We start from the raw sequence: 14,031 nt of genomic DNA, 5'->3' as shown, positions 1-14,031 counted from the left end.
TGGGCCAATCGCCGGAGTCATTTCCTGCAATCCACGGCCTCAGACCGCTGCGGGTTCGCGTGCGTTCCGCAGTTGCTTCTGACTTGAGGGGAGAGTTGGGTAGAATCGGTTCTTTTTTACCTTGAAGGAAGGCTAATGCCTCAGCCCTACAGTGCGCGCAGCCGCGCCATCGAACCTTTCCATGTGATGGCGCTGCTGGCCCGCGCCAACGAGCTGCAGGCGGCGGGGCACGACGTCATTCACCTGGAGATCGGCGAGCCGGACTTCACCACCGCCGAGCCGATCATCCAGGCCGGCCAGGCGGCGTTGGCCGCGGGCAAGACCCGCTACACCGCGGCCCGTGGGATCCCCGAGTTGCGCGAGGCCATCGCCGGTTTCTATGGCCAGCGCTATGGCGTGCAGATCGACCCGCGGCGCATCCTGGTGACGCCGGGCGGCTCGGGCGCGTTGTTGCTCGCCAGTGCCCTGCTGGTGGACCCGGGCAAGCATTGGCTGCTGGCCGACCCCGGCTATCCGTGCAACCGTCACTTCCTGCGGCTGGTGGAGGGCGCGGCGCAGCTGGTGCCGGTGGGCCCGGAGGTGCGTTATCAATTGACCCCGGACCTGGTGGATCGCTACTGGGACCAGGACAGCGTCGGCGCGTTGGTGGCATCGCCGGCCAACCCGACCGGGACGATCCTTTCCCGGGATGAACTGGCGGGCTTGTCCAAGGCCATCAAGGCGCACAACGGCCACCTGGTGGTGGACGAGATCTATCACGGCCTGACCTACGGCACCGATGCCGCCAGCGTGCTGGAAGTGGATGACGACGCCTTTGTCCTGAATAGTTTTTCCAAGTATTTCGGCATGACCGGTTGGCGGCTCGGCTGGCTGGTGGCGCCCTCGGCGGCCGTCAGCGAGCTGGAAAAGCTCGCGCAGAACCTTTACATCAGCGCCCCGAGCATGGCCCAGCACGCGGCCCTGGCTTGCTTTGAACCGGCCACCATCGAGATCTTCGAGCAACGTCGGGCCGAGTTTGCGTTACGCCGCGATTTCCTCCTGCCGGCCTTGCGGGCGTTGGGCTTCGGCATTGCCGTGGAGCCGGAAGGGGCGTTCTACCTCTACGCCGATATCAGCGCCTTCGGCGGCGACGCGTTCGCGTTCTGCCAACACTTCCTGGAAACCGAACACGTGGCCTTCACCCCGGGTCTGGATTTTGGCCGCTATCAAGCCGGCCATCACGTGCGCTTCGCCTACACCCAGAGCCTGGGACGACTCCAGGAAGCGGTGGCGCGAATCGAACGTGGACTGCGGAGCTGGCAAGGCTGATGCGTTTCTCTCCTGCGTTAGAAGAAGGTCGCCTGATTCGACGTTACAAGCGTTTTCTCGCTGATATCGAGACCGTTCAGGGCGAACTGCTCACTATTCATTGTCCGAACACCGGCTCGATGCTCAATTGCATGGCGCCTGGTGCACGCGTTTGGTTCAGCCGCTCCAACGACCCCAAGCGCAAGTTGCCGGGCACCTGGGAACTAGGCGAGACCCCTCAGGGACGGCTCGCCTGCATTAATACGGCGCGGGCCAACACCCTGGTCGAGGAAGCCCTGCGCGCCGGGGTCATCAGTGAACTGAACGGGTTCATCGGGCTCAAGCGCGAAGTGGCCTATGGTCAGGAAAACAGCCGTATCGATTTTCGGCTGGACTACGAACAGGGCTCGGCCTGGGTCGAAGTCAAAAGTGTGACGTTGGGGTTCGACGACACCCCGGTGGCGGCGTTTCCCGATGCGGTGACCCAGCGTGGGGCCAAGCATCTGCGCGAGCTGGCCAGCCTGGCCCGGCAAGGTATACGGGCGGTGCAATTGTATTGCGTGAACCTGAGCGGGATCGAAGCGGTGCGTCCGGCGCACGAAATCGATCCGGCGTACGCCGCCGCGCTGCGTGAAGCGATTGCGGCGGGGGTGCAGGTGCTGGCCTACGGCGTCACGCTGACGCCTGAGCAGATGTGGGTGGACCGACCGTTGCCGGTGCTGTCGGCCCCGTTAGAGCTCGACCCAGAGACCTTGCTCGTCCTCCCGGCTGTCTAGCGCCGTCAGGAATTGGCCGGCACACGGACCGGCCACGCATTCGCCGTTCTCGATCAGGAACAAGGCGCCGTGGGTGGCGCAGTGGATCAGGCTGGCGCTGGGGTCGAGGAACTGGTCCGGTTGCCATTCCAGCGGCACGCCGCGGTGCGGGCAGCGATTGACGTAAACGTAGGCCTGGCCTGCGCGGCGCACGGCCATCACCTTGCGTCCATCGAGGTCGAAGCCGCGGCTGCCGTTGTCGGGCAGTTCGGCGCTGTAACATAGAAACTTCATGGGTGTCTCTACACATCGGTGGGAGAGCCCCGAGGCGGGCGCGAGCCTGCGAAGGGTTCAAGCTTGACGGTCAAATGAAAGCAATCATCAAATGGCGCCTTCTCGCGGATGGCTGAGGATACTTGCCCTGACCAGTTCATGCTCGGTCCCCTTTACAACTTCTTTGAGGAAGCCGCCTGATGCGTCTGAGTAACCGCGTGGCTGCGCTCTTCGCCAGCCCGGGCGCCGCAGTGCTCAAGCCGCGAAGCCTGTTCGTCGGCTTGGGCCTGTTGTGCCTGCTGGCGACCTGGCTGTCCCTGGCCTTGGGGTCGGTGAGCCTGCCACTGCTCGACACGGTGCGGGCGGCGTTGCGGTTATCGGGGCTGCCGGTGTCGGCCGATGGCCTGGAGCAGGCTGAGCTGATCCTCGGCCAGATTCGTTTGCCACGCACCTTGCTGGGCCTGACGGTGGGCGGGGTGTTGGCATTGTCTGGCGTGGCGATGCAGGGGTTGTTCCGCAATCCACTGGCCGATCCGGGGCTGGTGGGGGTCTCCAGTGGCGCTGCACTGGGCGCCGCGTTCGCCATTGTCGGCGGTTCGGCGCTGGGCGGAGTCCCGCAAGCGTTCAGCCCCTATGTACTGTCACTGTGTGCGTTCCTGGGTGGGCTCGGGGTCACGGCGCTGGTGTATCGCCTGGGGCGGCGCAACGGCCAGGCGCATGTGGCGACCATGCTGTTGGCAGGCATTGCCCTGACCGCGCTGTCGGGATCGGCCGTGGGCCTGTTCACCTACCTGGCGGACGATGCGACCCTGCGCACCCTGGCGTTCTGGAACCTGGGCAGTCTCAACGGCGCCAGCTACGCCAGGCTGTGGCCATTGCTCCTGGTCAGCACGGGCGTGGCGCTTTGGTTGCCGCGTCGGGCGCAGGCGCTCAATGCATTGTTGCTGGGAGAGTCCGAGGCCGCTCACCTGGGTGTTGACGTCGAACGGCTCAAGCGCGAACTGGTGTTCTGCACGGCCCTGGGTGTGGGCGCGGCGGTGGCGGCGGCCGGCCTGATCGGGTTCGTTGGATTGGTGGTGCCGCACCTGGTCCGATTGCTGGCGGGGCCCGACCATCGGGTGTTGCTGCCCGCCTCCGTGCTGGCGGGGGCGAGCCTGCTGCTGTTCGCCGACCTGGTGGCACGCCTGGTCCTGGCTCCGGCAGAGCTGCCGATAGGGATCGTCACTGCCTTTATCGGCGCGCCGTTCTTCCTTTATTTATTGCTGCGAGGGCGCGCCTGATGTTGCGAGCGCAGAACCTGCAGGTCCAGCGTGGCAAGCACACCGTGTTGACCGACATCGACCTGCGGCTAAACCCCGGCGAAGTGCTCGGTGTGCTCGGGCCCAACGGTGCCGGTAAAAGTAGCTTGCTGGCCGGCCTGTGTGGCGACTTGCGCCCGACCCAGGGACAGGTCTGGCTGGATGATCGACCGCTGGCCCAATGGGAGGGCCCCGAGCGCGCGCGACGCCTGGCGGTCTTGCCACAGTCCTCGACCCTGGATTTTGCCTTCCGGGTCGAAGAGGTGGTCGGTCTGGGTCGCCTGCCGCATCAAACGGGGCGCGTGCGGGACGGGCAGGTCGTCGCTGCGGCGCTGCAAGCGGCCGACGCCTCGCACCTGCACGGGCGCAGTTACCTGGCGTTGTCCGGCGGCGAGCGCCAGCGTGTGCACCTGGCGCGGGTACTGGCGCAGTTGTGGCCGGGTGAGGTGGGGCAGGTCCTGCTGCTGGACGAGCCAACGTCCATGCTCGATCCATTGCATCAGCACACCCTCCTGCAAGCGGTGCGCGGGTTTGCCGATCGCGGCGCCGCCGTACTGGTGATCCTGCATGACCTGAACCTGGCGGCGCGCTACTGTGATCGCCTGTTGCTGCTTGCGTCGGGGCAGTCGGTTGCCATGGGCATCCCCCAAGAGGTACTGCGCCCGGATTCGCTCAAGGCCGTGTTCGGCCTGGAAGTTCTCGTGCAACCCCATCCGGAGCGCGGGCACCCGTTGATCATTGCCCGTTGAGGGCCTGTCGAGGATATGGACATGCGCCTGATTCTGCTGCTTGCACTGAGCATCCTGGCGGCCTGCCAGAGTGTCGCACCGCCCCCGGTCAGTGGGCGAATCGTGGATTTGCACAGCGGCCAGGCCGTGACGCCCCAGAGGTTGGTCGAGCGCCTGGCAGTGGCGCCGCGGGTGGTGGTGGGCGAGCAGCACGACAACCGCGACCATCACACGCTGCAGCGCTGGTTGCTCCAGGCTTTGGGCGCAGAGCGGGCCCAAGGCAGTCTGTTGCTGGAAATGCTGACCCCGTCGCAGCAGCCACGGGTGGATGCGCTCCGCCAACGATCCACAATGCCCAACGACCTGCCCGCCGTCCTGGCTTGGTCGCCGGGTTGGGATTGGAGCCTGTATGGGCCCGTCGTCGAGTTTGCCCTGGCACAGCGCTACCCGTTGCTGGCCGCCAATCTGGATGCCACCGAAATCCAGCGATTCTATCGGCAGCCGCCGGCCTTGCAGGGCGATCGCAGCAATGCGGTTGCCGTGAAAGACGTGTTATTGGGGCAGATCCGCGAGTCCCATTGCGGCCTGCTGCCGGAATCGCAAATGCCGGCGATGCTGGCGGTGCAGCAACAGCGTGACCGGCGCATGGCCGAACGCCTGCTGCAAGCGCCGACGCCCGCATTGTTGTTGGCGGGTGCCTGGCACGGGCGAAAGGACCTCGGCGTACCGTTGCACATGCTGGACCTGGGCGCCGATGAAGCGCCGATCGTTCTGATGCTGGCCGAGGAGGGCAGCGACGTGACCCCGGCCATGGCCGATTACGTGTGGTACACCCCGGCCACTGCGTCACAGGATTACTGTGCGCAGATGCGTGAACAGTCCGAAAGGTGATTTTTGCGGGCAAAAAAAGACCCGGCAAAAGCCGGGTCAAATAACCGTGATTAGCCTGATGAGGAGATATCTGAGAGTCCGAACCAAGGGCTGTTCAAATATCGACCAGTCTCGCGACCGGATGTGGTAATCATAGCGATTCTCATTACCATGTCAAACATTGTTTCGTGATTCGCTGAAATTACCCTGCAACGAGGTGCGAAGAGGCCGTCAGGACTTGTGCCGTGTCGTCATGGCGTCCAGCTGTTTATTGAGGGCTTCCTTGCGTTCGGCGGGAACGTCATTCCAGTGCACGTCCAGCAACGCGCCCTCGATCGCATACAGCAATACCTTGGAAGCCCGGAAACCGCGGGTGCGCACGGCGCGATAAGCATCCACCGCACCGAGCCGGCGCAGATCCGAGGCACTGTGGATGCCCACGGCGTGCAGCCACTGGGCTGATGTCTTGCCCAGATTCTTCAGGTGTTGCAGTTCATCATTCATCGAGCCTCCTTGCGACGGCCGATCGGTGCGGTGGGCAAGCTTCTGAGCAGTGTAGCGGTCAGTAGGAAAAGCGTGATTCTTTGGTGGGATTAGTTGCGAAAGCTTCTAAGGCATTACGCACGATCGAGGCGGCAACAAGCCTGTTTCAGCGCAGGCGGGGGCGCTGGAAGGGGGGACCAGGGAACGAGCCTGCTCGCGAAGGCGCCAGCAACACTGACACCCCATCGGGAGCAGCCCTGTCGTCAACGGGTGCGGTAGCGCAATCGGGTGCCGAAGTTCATCGACATCAGGATCTCGTCCGCGGACAACTCGGGCGGGAAGTAGGCACCGGATATTTGCGCGTGGGCCAGGCTCGCGCCCTCCAGCGATGCCTTGCGGAAGTCGATCCCGCGCAGATCGGCAGATCGGAAGTAAGCGTCGGTGAAATCCACGTCGTCTGCGTTCAGTTCGCGCAGGTCAAGGCCACGAAAATCGCCGCCACGCATGTCGACCGGACCCTGCGGACGCTCGCTGTTGAAGCCGGCGATATCGTCTTTGCGCAGCAAGGCGTACAGCGGGGTATTGAGAAGCTTGGGAAGGCTCATGTCACATCACCTGTTGGTTTTATGACGCCAGTATAGTGCCACTATTTGGCGGCCGTGAAGCCGAGCGTCGCTTCACGGCCGAAATAGTTTTCTACAGACCTGGCAGGCGTTGGCGGATCTGCGCGACCACGACGTCGAGTGTCCCGCTTTCGTTGGTCTGGACCCGTTTGCTGCAAAGGATTTCCGCTGGAGTAAGGGCTTCCCGGTTGGCTTGCTGGGCAGCGATGACGGCCAGGTTCGCATCGGAAGGGTCGTTCTGGTCGGCCTGGCGCTGCGCCAGCCAGCTTTCGATCACTGCCTGCGGTGCATTGCAGTCAAGGATCAGGAACGGAGCGCCCGTGGCTTCGGCGATTTTCGCGGCGGCATCGCGCTGGTCACGCTTGAGGTAGGTCGCGTCGATCACCACGGGGAAGCCGGCGCGCAGGATGACGTCGGCGATTTCATGCAGGCGGCCGTAAGTGGCGCTGCTGGCGTCGCTGCTATAGATGCCGGCCTGTGGATCGTTGGGCACTTGCTGCTCGCCGAACAGGCGCTTGCGCTCTACGTCCGAGCGCAGGCGAATGGCGCCCAGGGCTTCGACCAGGCGCATGGCGACGTGGCTTTTGCCGACTGCCGAAACACCGTGGGTAATGGCCAGGAAGCGTGAAGGAATGGTGCTGTAGCTTTCGGCCAGGTTAGCGTAGTTGCGGTACTGGCGCAGGGTGGTGGCGCGCTGCACTGGATCGGCTTCGGCCGGCATGCTGAACAGTGCGATCTTGGCGCGCACCAGGGCGCGGTAGGCTTTATAGAAGTTCAGCAGTTCCAGCCCGCGGTAGTCGCCGGTCAGTTCCAGGTACTGGCTGATGAAGCGTCGCGCCAGCGACTTGAGGCCACGGTCCTCCAGGTCCATCGCCAGGAACGCGGTGTCGCCGTAGACGTCGGTGAAGCGGAACGGCTCGTTGAATTCGATGCAGTCGAAAATCACCACCTTGGCGTCGATCACCGTGGCGTTGCCCAGGTGGATGTCGCCATGGCATTCGCGGATGAACCCTTCGGCCTTGCGCTGGATGAACAGTGGCTTGAGGCGCTCGAAACTGCTGTCGGCCCACGCTTGCAGGGCTTCGAGTTGCAGCAGATCGGCCTTGTCGCTGAGGAACGGGCGAATCTGTTCGAAGTTCTGGCTCACCGGGGCCATCACGCTCTCCGGGGTGCCGGCGGCGTTATCGGCCGGGACTTTGGGTGTAGAGAGATGGAACTGGGCGATCTGCGCGGCCATTTCGTCGATGTGCGCGGTGGTCAGCTCGCCATTGGCTTGCAGCGTGCTGAGCAGTTGGCTCTGCGGGAACTGGCGCATTTTCAGCGCGTACTCGATGACCGGCCCGTCGCCACCCAGTTGAGGGGCTTCGGCGCTGCCGGTCACAGGCAGCACTTCCAGGTACAGGTCTTGGGTCAGGCGTTGGTTCAGCCGCAGTTCTTCGCCGCAAAAATGCTTGCGCGCCTCGAGGCTGGTGAAGTCGAGGAAACCGAAGTTGACCGGTTTCTTGAATTTGTAGGCGTAGGGCCCGGTGAGCAATACCCAGGAAATATGCGTCTCGATGACCTGAAACCCTTCGACGGGATGCGGGTAGAGGGCCGGGTTTTGCAGGGCAGCGATCAGGGACTGGCTCACGGGCGATCCTTCAGAGTCTGGGAAAATTCACGGCCGTCATTATGGCGGCAAGTGTCGTGAACGCAAACAGGCTGGCCTGGGTGCCAAGCGGGGCCATCGGGCTCATGTTGAACCGTAGCAAAGTGCGTATAATCCGCCGCCATGACTCGTACTCGATCCCCCCGAACCCCCAAGAAACCACCCGCCAGCCGCCTTCGGCCCTGGCTGGGCTGGGCCCTTAAACTCAGCCTGGTCGGCCTCGTCGTGCTCGCCGGTTTCGCGGTCTACCTCGATGCCGTGGTCCAGGAGAAGTTCTCCGGCAAGCGCTGGACCATCCCGGCCAAGGTCTACGCCAGGCCGCTGGAGCTGTTCGTCGGACAGAAGCTGAGCCGCGACGACTTCCTGACTGAACTCGATGCCCTGGGCTATCGTCGCGAAAGCGTCGCCAATGGCCCGGGCGCGGCCTCGGTCAATGGCAATACCGTCGACCTCAACACCCGTGGCTTCCAGTTCTATGAAGGCATGGAGCAACCGCAGCCGGTGCGGGTGCGTTTTTCCGGTGACTACGTCGCGGCGCTGACCGGCGCCAATAACGCCAGCCTGTCGGTGGTGCGTCTCGAACCGCTGCTGATCGGCGGCCTGTACCCCAAGAACCTGGAAGACCGGATCCTGATCAAGATCGACCAGGTGCCACCGTTCCTGCTCGATACGCTGATCGCCGTCGAAGACCGTGATTTCTACCATCACTTCGGCGTCTCGCCCAAGTCGATTGCCCGCGCCGTCTGGGTCAACACGTCCTCGGGCCATATGCGTCAGGGTGGCAGTACCTTGACCCAGCAGTTGGTCAAGAACTTCTACCTGACCAACGAACGCAGCCTCACCCGCAAGCTCACCGAAGCCATGATGGCGCTGCTGTTGGAGCTGCATTACGACAAGCAGGAGATTCTCGAGGCCTACCTCAACGAGGTCTTCATCGGCCAGGACGGTCAGCGCGCCGTGCACGGTTTTGGTCTCGCCAGCCAGTTCTTCTTCAGCCAGCCGTTGTCCGAGCTCAAGCTGCACCAGGTGGCGTTGCTGGTGGGCATGGTCAAGGGGCCGTCTTCCTACAACCCGCGGCGTTACCCGGAACGCGCCCTCGAGCGGCGCAACCTGGTGCTCGACCTGTTGCAGCAGCAAGGCGTGGCGACGGCCGAGCAAGTGGAGGCCGCGAAGAAGATGCCGCTGGGCGTGACCAAGCGTGGCAGCCTGGCGGACAGCTCGTTCCCCGGCTTCATGGACCTGGTCAAACGCCAGTTGCGTGAAGACTACCGAGACGAGGACTTGACCGAAGAAGGGCTGCGAATTTTCACCAGCTTCGACCCGATCCTGCAGATGAAGGCCGAGGCATCGGTGGATGACACCTTCAAGCGCCTCGGCGCGCGCAAGGGCGCCGATGAAGTCGAAGCCGCCATGGTCGTGACCAACCCGGAAACCGGTGAAGTCCAGGCCATGATCGGCAGTCGCCAGGCCAGTTTCGCCGGTTTTAACCGGGCACTGGATGCGGTCCGCCCGATTGGCTCGCTGATCAAGCCGGCGGTGTACCTCACCGCCCTGGAAAAACCCAGCCAGTACACGCTGACCAGTTGGCTGTCGGACGAGGCGTTTTCGGTCAAGGGCGCCGATGGCCAGGTCTGGAAGCCGCAGAACTACGACCGGCGTTCCCACGGCACGGTCTTCCTCTATCAGGGGCTGGCGCATTCCTACAACCTGTCAACCGCTCGCCTGGGCCTTGAAGTCGGCGTGCCGAACGTGCTCAAGACCGTCGCGCGCCTGGGAGTGAGCCGCGAATTGCCGGCCTTCCCATCGATGCTGCTGGGGGCGGGCGGCCTTACGCCGATTGAAGTGGCAGCGATGTACCAGACGCTGGCCAACGGCGGCTTCAACACGCCGATGCGCGGGATTCGCAGTGTGCTGACTGCCGATGGCGAACCGCTCAAGCGCTATCCGTTCCAGATCCAGCAACGGTTCGATCCGGCGTCCATCTACCTGATCCAGAGCGCGATGCAGCGGGTCATGCGCGAAGGCACCGGCAGCTCGGTCTATAACGTGTTGCCCCGGACCCTGACCCTGGCCGGCAAGACCGGTACCAGTAACGATTCGCGTGACAGTTGGTTCGCCGGTTTCAGCCAGGATCTGCTGGCGGTGGTCTGGCTCGGCCGCGACGACAATGGCAAGACCCCGTTTACCGGTGCCACCGGCGCGCTCCAGGTCTGGACCAGTTTCATGCGCAAGGCCGACCCGTTGCCGCTGGACATGCCGCAACCGGACAATATCGTCCAGGCCTGGGTGGATTCGCGTACGGGCCAAGGCTCCGACGCCAATTGCCCGGGTGCGGTACAGATGCCGTATATTCGCGGCAGCGAGCCTCCACCCGGTGCTGCTTGTGGTAGCCAGAATCCTGCCGAATCGGTGATGGATTGGGTCAAGGACTGGATGAATTAAGCAAAGAGGGTTTCAAGTGAACAAGTGGTTGATTCCAGCGGTAACGGCCGTGGCTTTGCTCAGTGGTTGCTCTACCGTACAGCGCGGTTCGATTCCGGTCGTTGATTCCGGCACGGCGGTGTCCAACAGCGAGCGCGTCTCGGCCAATGGCGGTTTCCGGCAGACGACGGTGAAACGTCCGACCCAGGGCCAGGCCCAGGCGATTCCCCAAGGCGACTCCGGTGTCGTCGTGATGATTCCAGGTGGCGGTGCCACGACCTCGGCTCCGATCAGCAGCACGCCGATCACGCCAGGACCGATCACGCCGGGGCCTATCGAGACGTCGCCGATCAACCAGGGCAGCTACAGCATGCCTTCGACGCCGAACAGTATCCCGTCGGCCAGCTCGGGTGGCTTGTCCGCCGATGAACAGCTGGACGGTCCGGTGCTGGCGCTGTTGACCACGGCGCAACAGCAACAGGCCGGTGGTGACCTCAACGGTGCATCGTCGAGCCTTGAGCGTGCCCAGCGTGTTGCGCCGCGTGAGCCACAGGTCCTGTATCGCCTGGCCCAGGTGCGCATGGCCCAAGGCGACGCGCCGCAAGCCGAGCAGCTTGCCCGTCGTGGCCTGACCTTCACCAGCGGTCGTCCGGCACTTCAGGCCAGTCTGTGGGAGTTGATCGCTCAGGCCCGTGAGAAACAAGGCGATCCAGCTGGCGCGGCCCTGGCTCGTCAGAAGGCCAAGGTCTCGCTCTGATGGATACGCGTTTTCCCCAAATCGCCGATCAGCTTCTGCTGATCGAGCGGGAGCTGCGGGTCCAGGGCTGGTGGAGCGAGCAGTCGCCCTCGGCCGAAGCACTGGCCAGTGTCGAGCCATTCGCGGTCGACACCCTGGACTTCGAGCAGTGGCTGCAATGGATCTTTCTGCCACGCATGAAAGCCATCCTGGAAAACGACCTGCCGCTGCCCAACGCCTCCGGCATTCTGGCGATGGCGGAGATGGTCTATGCCCAGCGCCCGGGGCAGGGCACCGAGTTGCAGCGGCTGCTGTCGCAGTTCGACCAGTTGATCAGCCGCGCCAGCTGACCTTCTTCACTGGCAGTTTTCCTCTATCTGCTTGCGGGTCTCATCGATCCGCTGGCGCCGCTGTTCGTCGCTGAGGCGGCGCATTTCACCTTCCACGTCCTCCCGTACCCTCGGGTTGTTCTGCAGTTGCGCCAGGTTGGTCCGGGCCTGCTCGCAGAACGCCTTGAGCTGGGCTTCCTGCTCGGCGACCTGTTTCTTGACCTGTTGATCGATCGCCTTCTGGTCGCCAACGACCCCACCTGACGGCGGCGACGCAGCCTTGGCGGGCGCAGGTGGGGTGGATTTGATCATGGTTGCGGCTTGCTCGCCTTCGGGCGGCTGGGCACTGAAATGGGTAACGCCCTGGGCGTCCACCCATTTATAGACCTGGCCGGCCACGCAGATTGGGCTCAGGCCAACCAGCAGGCTGGCCGTCAAGAAGAACATTCGCATGCTGTTTCCTTGTCATGGGTTGCGCAATTGAAGCTAACACAGTTGCCGTTTATAGGTTTTTTCTTGCGTTCTCATGCGCTTACTTCGAATAAAGCACATTGACGTCTTGACTTGCAGAGGGCGAAACAGAAGAATCCAAAGTCCGCTGTAGAGGGACTGCCAGAAGCAGGCCCACTCGGCAGATCATGAGGCGCACATCCGCGCCGACCTGTTACACCCGCAACGCGTTACCTCGCGCTGGGTGGGAAAGGCCCGCAACACTTGGGACGATCCCAATACTTGCTCAGTCAGTGCTGACGTAGTCGGCGACCACCGTCGCTCATGCTCTGCCGAGAAGTAAACCTATTAAGACCCGTCCCCTTTCGTGGGCCGGTATTCTGGCGTTTTAGAGGTGAACAACGTGGAGCTTTTATCTGGCGGTGAGATGCTCGTCCGCTTTTTGCGCGACGAAGGCGTCAAATATATCTATGGGTACCCGGGTGGTGCTCTTCTTCATGTCTATGATGCCCTGTTCAAAGAGCCGGAAGTGACCCACATCCTGGTTCGTCACGAGCAAGCGGCGACCCACATGGCTGACGGCTATGCCCGTGCCACCGGCAAGGCCGGCGTGGTGTTGGTGACTTCCGGTCCAGGCGCCACGAACGCCATCACCGGTATCGCCACCGCCTACATGGACTCCATCCCGATGGTGATCATCTCCGGTCAGGTGCCCAGCACCATGGTCGGCACCGATGCGTTCCAGGAAACCGACATGATCGGCATCTCCCGGCCGATCGTGAAGCACAGCTTCATGATCAAGCACGCGTCGGAAATCCCTGAGGTCATGAAGAAGGCCTTCTACCTGGCTGAATCCGGTCGTCCAGGCCCGGTCGTGGTCGACGTGCCGAAAGACATGACCAACCCGGCCGAGAAGTTCGAATACATCTTCCCGAAGAAAGCCAAGCTGCGCTCCTACAGCCCGGCCGTACGCGGTCACTCCGGGCAGATCCGCAAGGCAGCCGAAATGCTCCTGGCGGCCAAGCGTCCCGTTTTGTATTCGGGTGGCGGCGTGATCCTCGGTGGTGGCTCCGCGCCGCTGACCGAACTGGCGAAAATGCTCAACCTGCCGGTGACCAATACGCTGATGGGCCTGGGCGCGTTTCCGGGCACCGATCGCCAGTTCATCGGCATGCTCGGCATGCACGGCAGCTACACCGCCAACCTGGCGATGCACCATGCCGACGTGATCCTGGCTGTGGGTGCGCGCTTCGATGACCGTGTCATCAACGGTGCGTCGAAGTTCTGCCCGAACGCCAAGATCATCCATATCGACATCGACCCGGCTTCCATCTCCAAGACCATCAAGGCAGACGTGCCTATCGTCGGTCCCGTAGAGAGCGTGCTGACCGAAATGGTCGCCATCCTCAAGGAAATCGGCGAGACCCCGAACAAGGAAGCGCTGGCCAGTTGGTGGAAGCAGGTCGATGAATGGCGCGGCGATCGCGGACTGTTCCCTTACGACAAGGGCGACGGTAGCGTGATCAAGCCGCAGACCGTGATCGAAACCCTCTGCGAAGTCACCAAGGGCGATGCCTTCGTGACCTCCGACGTGGGCCAGCACCAGATGTTCGCTGCGCAGTACTACAAGTTCAACAAGCCCAACCGCTGGATCAACTCCGGCGGCCTGGGCACCATGGGCTTCGGTTTCCCGGCGGCCATGGGCATCCAGTTGAGCTTCCCGGATGCCGACGTCGCCTGCGTCACCGGCGAGGGCAGCATCCAGATGAACATCCAGGAACTGTCCACCTGCCTGCAATACGGCTTGCCGGTGAAGATCGTGATCCTGAACAACGGTGTACTGGGTATGGTTCGCCAGTGGCAGGACATGAGCTACGGCAGCCGTCACTCGCATTCCTACATGGAATCGCTGCCTGACTTCGTCAAGCTGGCAGAGGCCTATGGTCACGTCGGCGTACGCATTACCGAGTCGAAAGACTTGAAGACGAAAATGGAGGAAGCGTTCGCCATGAAGGATCGCCTGGTGGTGATCGATATTGCGGTCGACACCAGCGAGCACGTCTACCCGATGCAGATCAAAGACGGCTCCATGCGCGATATGTGGCTGAGCAAGACGGAGCGTACCTAATC

General features: G+C 63.0%; 14 protein-coding genes. 9 read left to right on the top strand and 5 right to left on the bottom strand.

All coding sequences use genetic code 11. From position 1 onward, the window contains the following. The first annotated feature begins 135 nt into the window (after positions 1 to 135). Both KI241_RS22940 and sfsA read left to right on the top strand, forming a co-directional pair. Positions 136 to 1,308, top strand: a complete 1,173-nt coding sequence (locus KI241_RS22940) for a pyridoxal phosphate-dependent aminotransferase (protein ID WP_042728789.1) — start codon at positions 136 to 138, stop codon at positions 1,306 to 1,308. Then, entirely contained in the window at positions 1,308 to 2,063 is a 756-nt protein-coding gene (gene sfsA, locus KI241_RS22935) for a DNA/RNA nuclease SfsA (RefSeq protein ID WP_042728788.1), read from the top strand. The genes KI241_RS22940 and sfsA overlap by 1 nt, the downstream gene beginning before the upstream one ends. Here sfsA and KI241_RS22930 read toward each other — a convergent pair. Then, positions 2,019 to 2,336: a Rieske (2Fe-2S) protein gene (locus KI241_RS22930; RefSeq protein ID WP_212803040.1), complete on the bottom strand. Its 318-nt coding sequence runs from the start codon at positions 2,334 to 2,336 to the stop codon at positions 2,019 to 2,021. The two genes, sfsA and KI241_RS22930, sit on opposite strands and share 45 nt — an antisense overlap. A gap of 275 nt (positions 2,337 to 2,611) precedes the next feature. Here KI241_RS22930 and KI241_RS22925 point away from each other — a divergent pair, with 275 nt between their 5' ends. The 3 genes from KI241_RS22925 to KI241_RS22915 are packed head-to-tail and all read left to right on the top strand — an operon-like array spanning position 2,612 to position 5,232. After that, positions 2,612 to 3,595: an iron ABC transporter permease gene (locus KI241_RS22925; protein ID WP_162489262.1), complete on the top strand. Its 984-nt coding sequence runs from the start codon at positions 2,612 to 2,614 to the stop codon at positions 3,593 to 3,595. Then, positions 3,595 to 4,362, top strand: a complete 768-nt coding sequence (locus tag KI241_RS22920) for a heme ABC transporter ATP-binding protein (protein ID WP_212803039.1) — start codon at positions 3,595 to 3,597, stop codon at positions 4,360 to 4,362. The genes KI241_RS22925 and KI241_RS22920 overlap by 1 nt, the downstream gene beginning before the upstream one ends. Before the next feature lie 21 nt (positions 4,363 to 4,383). Then, positions 4,384 to 5,232: a ChaN family lipoprotein gene (locus KI241_RS22915; RefSeq protein ID WP_199925085.1), complete on the top strand. Its 849-nt coding sequence runs from the start codon at positions 4,384 to 4,386 to the stop codon at positions 5,230 to 5,232. A 210-nt stretch (positions 5,233 to 5,442) separates the two neighbouring features. Here the strand turns inward: KI241_RS22915 and KI241_RS22910 are convergent, their stop codons facing one another. The 3 genes from KI241_RS22910 to KI241_RS22900 all read right to left on the bottom strand — a co-directional run bounded on the left by KI241_RS22910 (position 5,443) and on the right by KI241_RS22900 (position 7,947). After that, positions 5,443 to 5,715 (bottom strand): TfoX/Sxy family protein, encoded by a 273-nt coding sequence (locus tag KI241_RS22910; RefSeq protein ID WP_042728783.1) that lies wholly within the window; start codon positions 5,713 to 5,715, stop codon positions 5,443 to 5,445. Between the two features lie 242 nt (positions 5,716 to 5,957). Beyond that, positions 5,958 to 6,299: a pentapeptide repeat-containing protein gene (locus KI241_RS22905; RefSeq protein ID WP_042728782.1), complete on the bottom strand. Its 342-nt coding sequence runs from the start codon at positions 6,297 to 6,299 to the stop codon at positions 5,958 to 5,960. A 91-nt stretch (positions 6,300 to 6,390) separates the two neighbouring features. Further along, positions 6,391 to 7,947, bottom strand: a complete 1,557-nt coding sequence (locus KI241_RS22900; protein WP_212803038.1) for a bifunctional aminoglycoside phosphotransferase/ATP-binding protein — start codon at positions 7,945 to 7,947, stop codon at positions 6,391 to 6,393. A 141-nt stretch (positions 7,948 to 8,088) separates the two neighbouring features. Here KI241_RS22900 and mrcB point away from each other — a divergent pair, with 141 nt between their 5' ends. Genes mrcB through KI241_RS22885 form a run of 3 tightly spaced genes read left to right on the top strand, consistent with a single transcriptional unit; the run spans position 8,089 to position 11,472 of the window. Next, complete coding sequence (mrcB, locus tag KI241_RS22895) at positions 8,089 to 10,407, top strand: penicillin-binding protein 1B (protein ID WP_042728780.1); 2,319 nt, start codon at positions 8,089 to 8,091, stop codon at positions 10,405 to 10,407. A gap of 16 nt (positions 10,408 to 10,423) precedes the next feature. Continuing rightward, a complete protein-coding gene (locus tag KI241_RS22890; protein WP_042728779.1) occupies positions 10,424 to 11,143 on the top strand; it encodes a lipoprotein in 720 nt (239 codons plus the stop codon). After that, a complete protein-coding gene (locus KI241_RS22885) occupies positions 11,143 to 11,472 on the top strand; it encodes a YqcC family protein (protein WP_212803037.1) in 330 nt (109 codons plus the stop codon). The genes KI241_RS22890 and KI241_RS22885 overlap by 1 nt, the downstream gene beginning before the upstream one ends. 6 nt (positions 11,473 to 11,478) lie before the next feature. On the opposite strand, the gene KI241_RS22880 is transcribed toward KI241_RS22885, so the two are convergent. Continuing rightward, positions 11,479 to 11,898, bottom strand: a complete 420-nt coding sequence (locus tag KI241_RS22880) for a DUF4124 domain-containing protein (protein WP_080922029.1) — start codon at positions 11,896 to 11,898, stop codon at positions 11,479 to 11,481. A 406-nt stretch (positions 11,899 to 12,304) separates the two neighbouring features. Here KI241_RS22880 and KI241_RS22875 point away from each other — a divergent pair, with 406 nt between their 5' ends. Next, complete coding sequence (locus tag KI241_RS22875) at positions 12,305 to 14,029, top strand: acetolactate synthase 3 large subunit (RefSeq protein WP_042728800.1); 1,725 nt, start codon at positions 12,305 to 12,307, stop codon at positions 14,027 to 14,029. Positions 14,030 to 14,031: the final 2 nt, after the last annotated feature.

Origin of the sequence: Pseudomonas sp. Cab53 (genome assembly GCF_018325965.1) — a bacterium.
Taxonomy (GTDB): domain Bacteria; phylum Pseudomonadota; class Gammaproteobacteria; order Pseudomonadales; family Pseudomonadaceae; genus Aquipseudomonas; species Aquipseudomonas chlororaphis_E.
Note: the sequence above shows the minus strand (reverse complement) of the source record. Positions and strands in the feature narration are given on the sequence as shown.

Coding starts and splice junctions, on each gene's coding strand:
- KI241_RS22940 (WP_042728789.1), top strand. CDS start 136: ATGCCTCAGCCCTACAGTGCGCGCAGCCGCGCCATCGAACCTTTCCAT.
- sfsA (WP_042728788.1), top strand. CDS start 1,308: ATGCGTTTCTCTCCTGCGTTAGAAGAAGGTCGCCTGATTCGACGTTAC.
- KI241_RS22930 (WP_212803040.1), bottom strand. CDS start 2,336: ATGAAGTTTCTATGTTACAGCGCCGAACTGCCCGACAACGGCAGCCGC.
- KI241_RS22920 (WP_212803039.1), top strand. CDS start 3,595: ATGTTGCGAGCGCAGAACCTGCAGGTCCAGCGTGGCAAGCACACCGTG.
- KI241_RS22915 (WP_199925085.1), top strand. CDS start 4,384: ATGCGCCTGATTCTGCTGCTTGCACTGAGCATCCTGGCGGCCTGCCAG.
- KI241_RS22910 (WP_042728783.1), bottom strand. CDS start 5,715: ATGAATGATGAACTGCAACACCTGAAGAATCTGGGCAAGACATCAGCC.
- KI241_RS22905 (WP_042728782.1), bottom strand. CDS start 6,299: ATGAGCCTTCCCAAGCTTCTCAATACCCCGCTGTACGCCTTGCTGCGC.
- mrcB (WP_042728780.1), top strand. CDS start 8,089: ATGACTCGTACTCGATCCCCCCGAACCCCCAAGAAACCACCCGCCAGC.
- KI241_RS22885 (WP_212803037.1), top strand. CDS start 11,143: ATGGATACGCGTTTTCCCCAAATCGCCGATCAGCTTCTGCTGATCGAG.
- KI241_RS22880 (WP_080922029.1), bottom strand. CDS start 11,898: ATGTTCTTCTTGACGGCCAGCCTGCTGGTTGGCCTGAGCCCAATCTGC.